The organism is Arthrobacter ginkgonis (assembly GCF_039540195.1).
In the GTDB taxonomy this organism is placed as follows: domain Bacteria; phylum Actinomycetota; class Actinomycetes; order Actinomycetales; family Micrococcaceae; genus Zafaria; species Zafaria ginkgonis.
Genome location: NZ_BAABEO010000034.1, coordinates 48,263 through 61,046, shown reverse-complemented (window position 1 = coordinate 61,046; position 12,784 = coordinate 48,263). Strand labels below are relative to the sequence as shown.

Genomic DNA, 12,784 nt, shown 5'->3' with positions numbered 1-12,784 from the left:
ACTCATACGACTCCGGAGAACACGATGTCCCACTCCCCCCTCCCGTCGGCCGGCCCCGAACCAGCCGCCGTCGAACCCCAATACGATGCCGGCGCCCCGCCCGGGCGCGGGCCCAGCCGCGCGCTGCTGGCCGCCATCGCGGCCCTGGTGGTGGCTGTCGGGTTCGGTGGCTGGATGCTCGGGACGCTGAGCCCGCGCACCGGCTACCCGAGCGAAATGTCCGCCGATGCCGGCTTCGCCCGTGACATGCAGACCCACCACAACCAGGCCGTGCAGCTGTCCATGATCGTGCGGGACAACTCCACCAACGAGGCCGTGCGCTCCATCGCCTACGACATCGCCACCACCCAGTCCCAGCAGTCAGGGCAGCTGTTCGCGCTGCTGCGCACGTGGGGGTTGCCGCAGACCTCCGAGCGCCCGGAGATGGCTTGGATGGAGGACATGGCCACGGAGGATGGCGCGCACACCGGACACACCTCCGGGACGCAGGACCCCCAAGGGACGCAGGCGCACGCTTGGGAGTCCATGGGCATGGCCACGCCGGAGCAGATCAAGGAACTTGAGGCCGCACGCGGCACCGCGGCGGACCGGCTCTTCCTGACCCTGATGATCCGCCACCACCAGGGCGGGGTGGCCATGGCGGAGGCGGCCCTGGAACGGGCCCACAACCCGCTCATCCTGGACTTCGCCCAGAAGGTCGTCACCGCACAGACCGCCGAGGTCAAGGCGCTGACCGCACTGCTGGACAGCATCTCCTGACAAGTCAGCAGTCCCGACGGCCCCCGGCCCCACTTTTCACCAAACTTCAACAGAAACGGACCCGACCAGAATGGGCAAGAACTCCGCAGCCGCCAGCTCCAAGCGCGAGCAGGCACAGGCCATGGTGGCCAACCAGCAGAAGAAGGCCAAGCGCACCCGCCTGATCACCATCAGCGTCGCTGCCGCGGCCGCCCTGGCGATCGCCGTGCCGACCGCCGTCGTCCTGACCGGAGAGGCGAACCAGCGGGCCGCGCTCTCCGCCGCGGCCGAGCAGCCGATCGACGGCGTGCAGGTCTACGGAGACCTGACCTCCAACCACGTCGAGGAGGACGTCGACTACCCGCAACGCCCCGGCGTGGGCGGGGACCACTACCCCGTCTGGGCGAACTGCGGGGTCTACAACAAGGAGATCACCGAGACCCACGCGGTGCATTCGCTGGAGCACGGCGCGGTCTGGATCACGTACCGCTCGGACATCTCCGCCGAGGAGAAGGCGGCGCTGGAGGATCTGGTGGGCGACCGCACCTACCTGCTGCTCAGCCCGTTCGACGATCAGGAGGAGCCGATCAAGCTTTCCGCCTGGGGCGTCCAGTTGGCCGTGGACACCGCCTCCGACCCGCGCATCGCCACGTTCATCACGAAGTACCGCCAGGGCGAACAGACCCCGGAGCCCGGCGCCGCGTGCACCGGAGGACTGGACGGCTAACCCGCCACAACCCGAACCGTGACCAGCCACCACATGCGGTGGCGCCTGTGCCTGGTGGGGCTGGTGGGGTTTCCTTGGGGCGTGGCGCGGGCTGATGTGGTGACTGGTTTCGGGGCGCCGGGATTGTCGCCGATTCGTGTCCTGTTCCCCCCTGTCAGCGAGGGGTTTCGGGGCTAGCCTGAAGGCCTCGCACCTTTGGGGAGGAGCCGCCATGGGGGAGCACCTGCACCGTCCCATCCGTCAGGGATATCCCATCCGTCAGTTCCGGCTGCTCGCCGCGGCGGGTGTTCTCGCCGCACTGGTGGCGGCCGTGCTGTTCCTGTGGCTGCGCGACACCGGACCGCGGATTCCGCAGGCCGCTCCCCCGCCGGGCGCCGGGGCGCTCGCCTTCGCCGTGGCCGGGGATTCAATCACGGCCGACGGCAGTCCCGCGGTCGCCGGGCGCGCGGTCGGGGACCGCTCCTGGGTGCGGTTCGCCCAGGGCGGCGGCGCGGCGTTCGCCGGGGGCTGGGCGCGCGACGGGGCGACGACGGCGGACATGGCCGCGGAACTGGCCATCCACCCGCCCGCGGCGGGATCGGTCAACACGCTGGTGATCCTCGCGGGCACCAACGACATCCATCTGGGCGTCCCCTTCGCGACGATCGCGGAGAACCTGAAGTCCATTGCCGCAAGCGTGGGCGCCCCGCGCGTGGTGGTCTGCTCCGTCCCGCCCCGGGACGGTTTCGCCGCGGCCACCGAGGCCTACAACGCTTGGCTCCCGGGGTTCGCGTCCGAGCAGGGCTGGGAGTGGACGGACGCGTCCGCGGGGCTGCGCGACGCCGGGGACCCGGGCCGCTTCGGCCCCGGGCTCTCCTACGACGGCCTGCACCCCAGCCAGGCCGGGGCGGCGGTCCTCGGCACGGCCATCCGGGACGCACTGCTGGCCACCCCGAAGTAGGCGCGCATGCCCGTGCGTCGATTGCGGGCGACGCGTCACCATGCAGGCGACGCAACGGTATGCAAAAGCAGCCCCTTGAGGGCGCCCATGCCCAATAGTTGACACTTCAATTTATTTGCTGCACTCTTGAATAGTCCAAACTTCAAGCTTTACGTGAGGATCCTTCCTTGACTACCACCACCGCGCAGGTCTCCGAGCAGTCGACCGCACAGACGACCGCCCCGGCGACGCCGACCCCCGCGACCCCGGTCACCACCGGCATCGCCCTGGCCGTGCTCCGTGTGGCGATCGGCTTCCTGTTCCTCGCCCACGGCTGGCAGAAGTTCAACCAGTTCACCATCCCGGGCACCACCGCCGCGTTCGAGCAGATGGGTGTCCCGGCCGCCGGGCTGGCCGCCCCGCTGATGGCCACCCTCGAGGTTGCCGGCGGCCTCGCCCTGATCCTGGGCCTGCTGGCCCGCATCGCCGGCGCCGCCCTGGCGCTGGCCATGGTGGGCGCGATCGTTACCGTTCACGCCCCGTTCGGCATCTTCGTCGCCGACAACGGCTTCGAACTGGTGCTGGCCCTGGCCGCCGGCTCCGCAGCCGTGGCCCTGCTCGGCGCCGGACGCTTCTCCCTGGACCGCGTCCTCTTCGCGGGCCGGGCCAAGGCCTCCTTCCTGGCCTAACGATTCCCTGGCCTTTCCGGCTTCGCCGGTACGGCACGACGGCGGCTGCCCCACGGGGGCGGCCGCCGTCGTTTGTGCGTGCGGTCGCCCCGCAGGCCTTTGGGGCATCTACGCTGGGTTCAGTCCACTAGTTAAGGAGTCCCCCATGAGTTCGCTTGTTTCTTCCCTACTCGCCTCCGCCGGCCTGATCGGCGGCTACAAGACCGCGCGGGACACCGGCAACCGCAAGCTCGGTGGCGCGGTGCTCGCCGCCGCCGGCGCCGGCGCCTTCGCCCTGTGGAAGATGAACGCCGGCACCGGCCGCGCCGCCGCGCTGACCGGCGCCTACATCGCCGCGTTCGGGCTCTCCCACCCGCTGGCCAAGAAGATCGGCGCCTGGCCCTCGGTCTACACGGTCACCGCCGTGACGGCGCTGGCCTCACTGCTGTTCGGCCGCAAGCGCTGACATATGCCGTAGGTCGGACCCGCGCGCGGCCCACTCCACCAGCGGGATCAGCAGGCTCGCCACCTCCCGGCCCTCGGGCGTGAGGCTGTATTCGACGTGCGGGGGCACCACCTCCAGCGCGCGGCGGACCACCAGCCCCTCGTCGGCAAGCACCTTCAGCGTCTGGGCCAGCATCTTCTCGCTGATCCCGTTGGCCGCGCGCAGCAGTCCGCTCCAGCGCAGCATGTCCCCGGCCAGCGCCACGATGACCAGCACTCCCCACTTGTTCGTCACGTGGTCCAGCCTGCGGCGGGCGGGGCAGCCCTTGGGCAGGTTTTCGCCCAACTCAATCATGTCGTCGCTCAATCATGTCGTCGTTCAATCATGGAACCATACTAACCAAAAAGTGCGTACCCTCCATCGGGAATGCTCCTCCGATCCGGGGAGTTGTCATGGGTGGAACGGCCCGTCCGGCCGTTGCCTCACCCCCACATTGAAGGGACCTCACATGACTCTCGTCGTCACCGGCGCCACCGGCCACCTGGGCCGCCTGACCATCGACAGCCTCCTCGCCGCCGGAACCCCGGCGGAGGAGATCCTCGCCACCGGGCGCAACCCGGAGAAGCTGGAGCAGCTCGCTTCCCTGGGAGTGCGGACCGCGCAGGCGTCCTTCGACGATCCGGCCGCGCTGGAGGCCGTGTTCGCCGGGGCCGACGCCGTGCTGTTGATCTCCGGAAACGAACTGGGCGAGCGCGTGCGCCAGCACACGAACGCCATCGAAGCCGCCGCGAACGTCGACGTCGGCCGGATCGTCTACACCAGCGTGCTCGGCGGCGACCCGGAAAAGCTGGTCCTGGCCCCGGAGCACGTGGCCACCGAGCAGGCCATCCTCGCCTCCGGGCTGCCCTACACGATCCTGCGCAACGGCTGGTACAACGAGAACTACGCGCAGACCCTCGCCCAGGCCGCCGAGACCGGCGCGGTCATCGGCAGCGCCGGGAACGGCCGGGTAGCGAGCGCCTCCCGCCGCGACTACGCCGAGGCTGCCGCTGCGGTGCTGGCGGGGACCGGACACCAGAACACGACCTACGAACTGTCCGGCGACACGGCATGGGACCAGCAGGCGTTCGCCGCCGTCCTGACGGAGGTCACCGGGCGCGAGGTCACCTACCGCGACCTTTCCTCTGAGGACCACCTCGCGGCGCTCGTCGGCGCGGGCCTGGACGAGGGCACGGCCGGGTTCCTGACCGCCCTCGACGCCGGCATCCGCGACGGGGCCCTGGAACTGACGACCGGCGACCTGTCCCGCCTGATCGGCCGTCCGACCACGCCGCTGGCCGACACCCTGCGCGAACTGTCGTAGCGCCCGGACCGTGGCCGCCGCCTACCGTTTCGGCGGCTCCCGCCCCTCGCTTCGCTCGGCGCGGGGCCCTCGCCGCCTACACTTGGGGCATGAGCGCAACCCTCGTCGCCAAGGACCTTTCGGGCGGCCACGGCCACCGCACCCTCTTCCATGACCTGAGCTTCACCGTCGCCCCGGGCGACGTCATCGGCGTCGTCGGCCAGAACGGGGCCGGCAAGACCACGCTGCTGCGCCTGCTCGCCGGCGTCGACACCCCGCAGGCCGGCTCCGTGAGCACCGCCCCGGCGGACGCGTTCGTGGGCTGGCTTCCGCAGGAGCACGAGCGCGTGCCCGGCGAAACCGTCGCCGCGTACATCGCCCGCCGCACCGGCGCCACCGCTGCCACCCAGGCGATGGAGGCCTCCGCCGAGGCCCTCGCCGACGGCACCGACGCGTCCGCCGACGCCTACTCCGTGGCCTTCGACCGCTGGATGGCCTCCGGCGCCGCCGACCTGGAGGACCGCATGCCCGCGGTGCTCGCCGACCTGGGCCTGGAGGTCGGGCCCGACGCGGAGATGACCGGGCTCTCCGGCGGGCAGGTGGCCCGCGTGGGCCTGGCCGCCCTGCTGCTGAGCCGCTTCGACGTCGTGCTGCTGGACGAGCCCACCAACGACCTGGACCTGGACGGGCTGGACCGGCTGGAGAAGTTCGTGCAGGGTCTGCGCGGCGGCGCCGTGCTGGTCTCCCACGACCGCGAGTTCCTCTCCCGCTGCGTGGGCACCGTCGTCGAACTGGACCTCCTGCAGAACAAGACGTCCGTGTACGACGGCGGCTATGACGCCTTCCTGGAGGAACGCGAGGTGGCGCGCCGGCACGCCCGGGAGGCCTACGACGAGTTCGCCGAGAAGAAGTCGGAGCTGATCGGCCGGGCCCGCACCATGCGCGAGTGGAGCTCCCAGGGCGTGCGCAACGCGATGAAGAAGAACCCGGACAGCGACAAGATCCGGCGCAAGGCCGCCAGCGAATCCAGCGAGAAGCAGGCGCAGAAGGTCCGCCAGATGGAATCGCGCATCGCCCGCCTGGACGAGGTGGAGGAGCCGCGCAAGGAGTGGCAGCTGCAGTTCAGCATCGGCGAGGCACCGCGCTCCTCCTCGGTGGTGGCCACGCTGAACCAGGCCGTGGCGAAGCAGGGCGACTTCACGCTCGGCCCGGTGTCCGTGCAGGTCGCCGCGGGCGAGCGGATCGGCATCACCGGCCCCAACGGGGCGGGCAAGTCCACGCTGCTGCGGCTGCTGCTGGGGCATCAGGCGCCGGACGCGGGCACCGCGTCGCTGGGGTCCTCGGTGGCCATCGGGGAGATCGACCAGGCCCGCGGGCTGCTGGGCGACGAGGAGCTGCTCGGGGAGTCCTTCGAGGCGCTGGTCCCGGAGATGAACCACGCCGATGTGCGCACGCTGCTGGCGAAGTTCGGGCTGAAGGCGGACCAGGTGGGCCGCCGCGTCATCAGCCTCTCCCCCGGCGAGCGCACGCGTGCCGCGCTGGCGCTGCTGCAGGCCCGCGGGGTGAACCTGCTGGTGCTGGACGAGCCGACCAACCACTTGGACCTGCCCGCGATCGAGCAGCTGGAGGAGGCGCTGGAGTCCTACGACGGCGCGCTGCTGCTGGTCTCCCACGACCGGCGCCTGCTGCAGAACGTCCGGCTGGACGCGCGCTGGGTGGTCGACGGCGGCACGCTCAGCGTGGGCTGAGCCCTGCGCTGAGCCGTGGCCCGGCGGCGAGCAGCTCGCCGGCCAGGAGGATGTGCTGCCCGTTCTCCACGCGTGGGTGCCCCGTGCCGTGCAGGGCGGAGAGCACCAGGCGGATGAGCGTGCCGTGGGAGACCACGACGAGGCGCCGGCCGGGGTGCGCCGCGGCCAGTCCGGACAGCGCGCCGAGGCCACGGGCGACCACCTCCGACGCCGGCTCCCCGCGCTCCATCAGCGCCCGCTTGGCGTCCTCGCCGAGCCCTGCCACCACGGCCCCCTCGGCGTCCCCGTAGGCGCGTTCGTCCAGGCCGGCGAACCCGCCGGCCTGATCCAGGCCCAGCCGGTCCCCGATGATCGCTGCCGTCTCGCGGGCCCGGGACAGCGTGGAGGACGCCATCAGGTCCCACGGACCCGCGGCGGCCAGGGCCTCGGCCGCCGCCGCGGCCTGTCTCCGGCCGGTAGCGTTCAGCGGGATGTCCGTGCGCCCCTGCATCCGGCCGGCCAGGTTCCAGTCGGTCTGCCCGTGCCGCACCAGGGCCAGGGTTCCGGGGGCCAGTGTTCCGGCGCTCATGCTGCGGCCCCGCTGATTGTCCCGGGCCGGCCCGAGGAGGCGGGAAACAGGTGGGCGCGTTCGACGACGGGACGCACCCTGTCCCCCTCGCGGGGCGCCCACCCGGAGACGTGCGCCCGCAGCGGCACGCCCTGCCAGTCCAGGGACACGTCGAACCCGTGCGGACCGTACAGCGCGGAGGTCACGGTCGCCTCCGCGGCCGGATCCGCCGTCGCCCCGGCCCGCTCCAGCCGCACCCCGGAAGGGGCGATGCAGGCCACCGCCCGGCGGGAGCGCGCCGAGGGATCCGACGGGGAGGCTCCGCCGACCGTGCGCACGCCGTTCCGGGGCAGCCGCAGCCCGCCGTGGTCCGGGCGGAAGACCCCGTGGACCACGGTCCCGGGAAAGGCCGTCGCGTCGGAGACGAACGCGGCCACGAACGCGCTGGCCGGGGTTTCCAGCAGGTCGCGCGGCGTGCCCACCTGCTCGATCCGGCCGGCGTTGAGGACCACCACCCGGTCGGCCAGCGCGAGCGCCTCGCCCCGGTCGTGGGTGACGTGGACGGCCGTCAGGCCCTGTTCCCGGGTGAGCGCCTTCAGTTCCAGCCGCAGCCGGGCGCGCAGCGGCTCGTCGAGCGCGGAGAGTGCCTCGTCCAGCAGCAGCGCCCGCGGGTTCGCGACGATCGCCCGGGCCAGGGCCACACGCTGGCGCTGGCCTCCGGACAGCGCGGAGGGCTTGCGCCGGGCGTAGTCGCCCAGCCCCACCTGCTCCAGCACCGCCGCCACCCGGGCCGTGGCCTCGGGGCGGGCCACTCCGGCCAGCTTCAGCGGATAGGCGACGTTCGCCGCGACGGAAAGGTGCGGCCAGATCGCGTGGTCCTGGAAGACCATGCCGAGCCGGCGGCGCTCCGGGGGAACCCAGGTTCCGGGGCCGGCGACGGCCTGCCCGCCGATGGCCAGCGTTCCCGCGGCCGGGCGCAGGAAGCCGGCGATGGTGCGCAGCAGCGTCGTCTTGCCGGAGCCGGAGGGACCCAGCAGGGCCAGGAATTCGCCGTCGCGCACCGTCAGGTCGATCGCGTCCAGCCCCAGGTGCCCGTTGGCGTACTCGTGCCGCAGCCCGGAGATGTCGATGGTTGCCATGTCAGCCTTTCGAAAGGGGTCAGGAGGCGCGCCGGGCGGTGAGCGCCGCGGTGGCCGAAAGCCCCGCCACCCCCACCAGGGCGACGAGCAGCGCCAGCGCGGAGGCGGCGTTGTAGTCGCCGGCCTGCTGCAGGTTGAAGATGGTGACGCCGAGGGTCTGGGTGCCGGGGGCCACCAGCAGGATGGAAATGGTCAGTTCACGCACCGCGGTCAGGAACACGACGACGGCGCCGGTCGCCGCCGCCGGCGCGGCCAGCCGCGCGGTGACGTCCACCAGCGCGCGCAGCGGGGTGGCGCCGGAGGTGCGGGCCGCCTCCTCCAGCGCGTCGGAGACCGAGGCCAGCGGGGCCCGCACGGACTGGACCACCAGCGCCAGGAAGGCCATCACGTACGCTCCCAGGATCACCCACGGCGTGTTGAAGATTCCCAGCGCCGGGGCGATCAGCAGCCAGCCGGCCGCGATGACCAGGCCGGGCAGCGCCTGCGGCAGCGTGGCCGCGACATCCAGCGCCGCGTTGGAGCGGTGCCTGGCGCGGGTGAGCAGCAGCCCGACGCCGAGGCCGAGCACCGCGCACGCCGCGGCGGCGATCCCGGCAAGCATCAGCGAGGTGGCGGTCCCGGCCACCGCGCCGCGCGAGGTCGCGGCGCGAACGATGTTGTCCAGCGTGAGGTTGTCCCAGGTCAGCGGCACGCCCGGAGCCGGAAGCAGGGCCTGGCTGGCGAGCGCGAGCAGGGGCACCACGCAAACGGCGGCCGCGGCGGCCCACAGCATCAGCGCCACCGGAAAGCGGGCAGGACCTAAGTCCAGCGGAAGCGCCGTGGTGCCGGCGGCCAGCTGGGTGTCCGCGGGCAGCCGGCGCTGGGCCAGCACGGCCAGCAGGGCCAGGGCGAGCAGGACCAGGCCGATCGCCGAGACCGCGGGCAGCGGGTTCGTCGTCGTGCCGGACGCGAGGTAGCGGTAGACCAGCGTGGTGAGGGTCGTGTAGCGCTCGGGCAGGCCGATCAGTGCGGGGATGCCGAAGTCGGACAGGTTGGCCACGAGGGTAAGCACGAACGCGGCCAGCAGTCCCGGGCGCAGCAGCGGGCCGGTGACGGTGGCGAGCACCCGCGGGGTGGAGGCCCCGGAGATGCGGGCGGCCTCTTCCAGGTTGCCCGGGATGCGGCGCAGCGCGGCCGCGATGACCAGGTAGGCCATCGGGTAGGAGTGCACGGCGAGCAGGAACACCACGCCCCAGCCGCCGAAGATGCTCACGGGTTCGGCGACGCCGAGGGCGGCCAGCGCCTTGTTGACCGGCCCGTTCACGCCGAGCAGGGCCATCCAGGCCATCGCGCCGATGAACGGCGGGATCAGGAAGGGCAGCAGCACCACCCAGCGCAGCGCGGCCCTGCCGGGCACGTTGCTGCGTTCCAGCACGACGGCGAGCACGGCCCCGGCCGCCGTGGCCAGCACGGCCGAACCGGCGGCGGAGGCCACGGAGTTCACCGCGGCCTGGCCCACCGCGGGGTCGGCGAACACGGACAGCGCCTCGGGGCGCAGGCCCATGGCGGCCAGTGCGGCCAGCGGGGCGCCCACCAGCAGCGCAAGCGCCAGCCACACGAGGGTGCGCAACCCGCCGGCGCCGTCCCCCGCACGGACTGGGACGTGAGGGCGGGATGCGGTGTTCCCGCGGGAACGGGACTCCACGACCGGCCGGCCGGCGGCCCTGGAACCCTCGCGGGTTTCCGGGGCCGCCGGCTGCGCGGCAGCGTCCTGCCGGAGTGCGGTAGGCGGGACGGTCTTAGCCAAGGAGCGAGTTGAAGAAGTCGATGGCGGCGTCCTGCCCGGCGGCGATCTCCTCCAGGTCCGGGTCCAGCAGGTTGATCTCGGACAGGGCGGGCGCGCCCGCCGGCACGCCGGCGTCGTCGCGGACCGGGAGGTAGGACTGGGAGACGGCCAGTTCCTGGCCCTCCTTGGAGACGAGGAAGTCCACGAACGCGTTGGCGGCCTCCGGGTTCTGCGCGTCGGCGAAGACGCCCGCCGGCTGGGAGACGTAGGGCACCCCGTCGCTCGGGTAGTTCACGGCGATCGGGGAGCCCTTGTCCGCCAGTTCGCGGGCGACGTAGTCCACCACGATGCCGACGCCGGCGGTCCCGTCGGCGACGGCCTGGCCGACCGGGCCGTTGCTTTCCAGGACGGTGGGTTCGTTGGCGGCCAGGTCCTTCAGCCAGGCTTCGCCGAGGGCCGGCTCGTTCAGCCACACGGCGGTGTTGAACGCGGCGGCGCCGGAGACCTCGGGGTTCGGCATGGCGATCTTGCCCCGGTAGGCCTCATCGGTCAGGTCGGCCCAGCTGGTGGGGGCGTCGGTGACGGTGCCGGTGTTGTAGGCGAGGATGGTCGGGATGATGCGGGTACCCACCCAGTAGCCCTCGGCGTCGACGAACTTGGGATCCAGTTGCTCGTCGTTGCCGATGTCCAGCGTGGACAGCGCGCCGTCGGCGGCGTAGGCCTCGAACGTGGGCACGTCGGCGGCGAGGAGCACGTCCGCCTGGATCTTGCCGGATTCGCGCTCGGTGGCGATGCGGGTCCTGAGCTCGCCGGTGGCCGCCCGGAACACCTGGACGTCTACCTCCGGGTTCGCCTTCTCGAAGGCCTCGACCACCTGGTCGATCTTCGCCTGCGGCTCCGAGGTGTAGACGGTCAGCGTCTTGGTGCCTGCAGCGTCGGCGGAGGAGGCCTCCGAGGCGCCGCCGCAAGCGGTCAGGGCCAGGACGGGAACGAGCGCCAGCGGCGCGAGCTTGGCGATGCGGTGCTTCATGGTTGTCTCCTTGGACATGGGTGTCTCCATACGAGGCGCGGGGAATGCGCGGTGCGGGGAATGACGCTGGTGCGGTTGATGGATGGTGCTGGCCGCGGGTCCGGGCGGACCCGCGGAGTTTTGGGGGCAGGCTGGCCGGGTTGCTGGGCCTGTCAGGCTGCGGTTTGCGGGGCCACCGTGTTGATTGGAGCGGGGCGAGTGAACACCGCGGCGGGCGCGGCGACGGGGACCGGCGTCGTGGTCATCCCGGCGGAATGGACCCGCACGACGCTGATCCAGCTGGTATCCAGTCCCTGCACGGTGTCCGCAGGGGCGAACGGATTGTGGTTGTAGGCGACCGCGGGGCCGGCCCAAACGGGGACGCTGCCGAGCCGCCCGCCGGCGGGCAGGTGGTAGTGGCCGCAGAGGATCCCGTGGACGTCGCTGCCGGCCAGGACCTCGGCCAAGGCCCCCGGATCAGCCAGCCCCCGACCGGCCAAGGCAGGCAGCAGGGCCGGGATGGGCGGGTGGTGCATGGCCAGCACCGTGCCGCGCGGGGCGGGGGTGTCCAGCTGGTCCATCAGCCAGTCCAACTGCTCGGGCCGCAGCCGTCCTTCGGGCTCCGCGTAGCCGTCCGTGTCCAGGCCGATCACCCGCAGCCCGGAAACGTCGTGCACGGTGTCGCCCGGTCGCGGGCCTCGGGCCGTGCTGGCCGGGTTGAAGGCCGCGCCGACGGAACCGGCGGGGTCGTGGTTTCCGGGCAGCGCGATCACCGGGCAGCCCAGCTGCTCCGCGGCGTGGTCGAACAGTCGCGCGGCCCGCGCGTGCACGGCGCTGCCGCGATCGGCGATGTCTCCGGTGACCACGACGGCGTCCGGGGCGAAGTGCGCGGCCGCGCTGAACGCACCCATGGCGCGGGCCCAGGTGTCGATCCGGCCGTGCAGCAGTTCTCCGTCGGGCAGCAGGTGGGTGTCGGTCAGGTGGATGAGGGTGGTGTTCACGCGTGTGCCCCAACGGGGGTTCCCAGGTCGCGGCACAGGGCTGCCAGTTCGGCGGGGTCCAGTCCGTGGGCCAGCAGGAAGTCCGCGGCTCCGCCGTAGCGCGTTTCCAGCAGGTCCAGGGCGGATTCGAGCGCGGAGGCCGGGCTGGCCAGGTGCAGTTCCAGCGCGGTGTCCAATTCCGGGCCCGGGGGCAGCAGCGCGCCGAGGCGGGCGGCCACCCGGGACCGGTAGTCCGCGGACAGGCCCTCTCCGCTGCGGCAGTAGTCGGCCACGATGCCGGCGCGTGCGGTCCCTGCCGCGGCCAGCGCCAGGGCGACGACCAGCCCGGTGCGGTCCTTGCCGGCCGCGCAGTGCACCAGGACGCCATCCGGTTTTCCCGCCGGGGACCGCAGTCCGGCAGCGACGGCCCGCACGGCCTCGGCCAGTTCGGTGCCGCGGGTGGTGAGGAGCCGTTCGTAGACCGCGCCGATCGGTTCGGCCAGCGGGACCTGCCCACGGTAGAGCGGGACGGAGACGTACCGGGCGCCGGCGGGAAGATGGCCCGGGGCGGCCGCCGCCTCGGCCGGTTCGCGCAGGTCCACGATCGTCCCCAGGGACAGTGCCTCCAGGGCGGCAAGACCCTCGGGCCCCAGCCCGGCGGGCGCGGCGGCGCGGTAAAGCCGCCCCGCCCCGGGGACCCGCCGCAGGTTCACCAGGCTGCCGCCGGTCCGTTTCGCCGTTTCCACGTACGCTCCTC

At 72.6% G+C, this 12,784-nt stretch carries 14 protein-coding genes; 7 read left to right on the top strand and 7 right to left on the bottom strand.

The features are described 5' to 3' along the window. Positions 1–24: 24 nt before the first annotated feature. The 5 genes from ABD912_RS21160 to ABD912_RS21140 all read left to right on the top strand — a co-directional run bounded on the left by ABD912_RS21160 (position 25) and on the right by ABD912_RS21140 (position 3,518). Positions 25–759: a DUF305 domain-containing protein gene (locus tag ABD912_RS21160; protein ID WP_345154071.1), complete on the top strand. Its 735-nt coding sequence runs from the start codon at positions 25–27 to the stop codon at positions 757–759. Between the two features lie 70 nt (positions 760–829). Next, positions 830–1,465 carry a DUF3105 domain-containing protein gene (locus ABD912_RS21155; RefSeq protein ID WP_345154068.1) on the top strand — a complete coding sequence of 212 codons (636 nt, stop codon included), beginning with the start codon at positions 830–832 and terminating at the stop codon, positions 1,463–1,465. 211 nt (positions 1,466–1,676) lie between these two features. Beyond that, positions 1,677–2,405 carry an SGNH/GDSL hydrolase family protein gene (locus ABD912_RS21150; RefSeq protein WP_345154065.1) on the top strand — a complete coding sequence of 243 codons (729 nt, stop codon included), beginning with the start codon at positions 1,677–1,679 and terminating at the stop codon, positions 2,403–2,405. Positions 2,406–2,665: 260 nt separating this feature from the next. Beyond that, positions 2,666–3,073 (top strand): DoxX family protein, encoded by a 408-nt coding sequence (locus tag ABD912_RS21145; RefSeq protein WP_345154451.1) that lies wholly within the window; start codon positions 2,666–2,668, stop codon positions 3,071–3,073. Positions 3,074–3,218: 145 nt separating this feature from the next. Continuing rightward, on the top strand, positions 3,219–3,518 hold the full coding sequence (locus ABD912_RS21140; protein WP_345154063.1) for a hypothetical protein: 300 nt from the start codon (positions 3,219–3,221) through the stop codon (positions 3,516–3,518). Here ABD912_RS21140 and ABD912_RS21135 read toward each other — a convergent pair. Then, positions 3,492–3,851: a winged helix-turn-helix transcriptional regulator gene (locus ABD912_RS21135; protein ID WP_345154060.1), complete on the bottom strand. Its 360-nt coding sequence runs from the start codon at positions 3,849–3,851 to the stop codon at positions 3,492–3,494. The two genes, ABD912_RS21140 and ABD912_RS21135, sit on opposite strands and share 27 nt — an antisense overlap. Before the next feature lie 154 nt (positions 3,852–4,005). Here ABD912_RS21135 and ABD912_RS21130 point away from each other — a divergent pair, with 154 nt between their 5' ends. Beyond that, positions 4,006–4,860: an SDR family oxidoreductase gene (locus ABD912_RS21130; RefSeq protein WP_345154057.1), complete on the top strand. Its 855-nt coding sequence runs from the start codon at positions 4,006–4,008 to the stop codon at positions 4,858–4,860. Between the two features lie 89 nt (positions 4,861–4,949). Next, the gene (locus ABD912_RS21125; RefSeq protein WP_345154055.1) at positions 4,950–6,587 is read left to right on the top strand and encodes an ABC-F family ATP-binding cassette domain-containing protein; all 1,638 of its coding nucleotides are present in this window, start codon (positions 4,950–4,952) and stop codon (positions 6,585–6,587) included. Here ABD912_RS21125 and ABD912_RS21120 read toward each other — a convergent pair. From ABD912_RS21120 to ABD912_RS21095, 6 genes are all read right to left on the bottom strand, one after another. Beyond that, entirely contained in the window at positions 6,574–7,155 is a 582-nt protein-coding gene (locus ABD912_RS21120; protein ID WP_345154053.1) for a histidine phosphatase family protein, read from the bottom strand. The two genes, ABD912_RS21125 and ABD912_RS21120, sit on opposite strands and share 14 nt — an antisense overlap. Continuing rightward, entirely contained in the window at positions 7,152–8,273 is a 1,122-nt protein-coding gene (locus ABD912_RS21115) for an ABC transporter ATP-binding protein (protein ID WP_345154051.1), read from the bottom strand. Before ABD912_RS21115 ends, ABD912_RS21120 begins: the two co-directional genes overlap by 4 nt. Before the next feature lie 19 nt (positions 8,274–8,292). Next, positions 8,293–9,882, bottom strand: a complete 1,590-nt coding sequence (locus ABD912_RS21110; protein WP_345154048.1) for an ABC transporter permease — start codon at positions 9,880–9,882, stop codon at positions 8,293–8,295. 169 nt (positions 9,883–10,051) lie between these two features. After that, the gene (locus ABD912_RS21105) at positions 10,052–11,086 is read right to left on the bottom strand and encodes an ABC transporter substrate-binding protein (protein ID WP_345154047.1); all 1,035 of its coding nucleotides are present in this window, start codon (positions 11,084–11,086) and stop codon (positions 10,052–10,054) included. Between the two features lie 134 nt (positions 11,087–11,220). Then, positions 11,221–12,048: a metallophosphoesterase gene (locus ABD912_RS21100; RefSeq protein ID WP_345154045.1), complete on the bottom strand. Its 828-nt coding sequence runs from the start codon at positions 12,046–12,048 to the stop codon at positions 11,221–11,223. Then, positions 12,045–12,773: a tyrosine-protein phosphatase gene (locus ABD912_RS21095; RefSeq protein ID WP_345154042.1), complete on the bottom strand. Its 729-nt coding sequence runs from the start codon at positions 12,771–12,773 to the stop codon at positions 12,045–12,047. The genes ABD912_RS21100 and ABD912_RS21095 overlap by 4 nt, the downstream gene beginning before the upstream one ends. Positions 12,774–12,784: the final 11 nt, after the last annotated feature.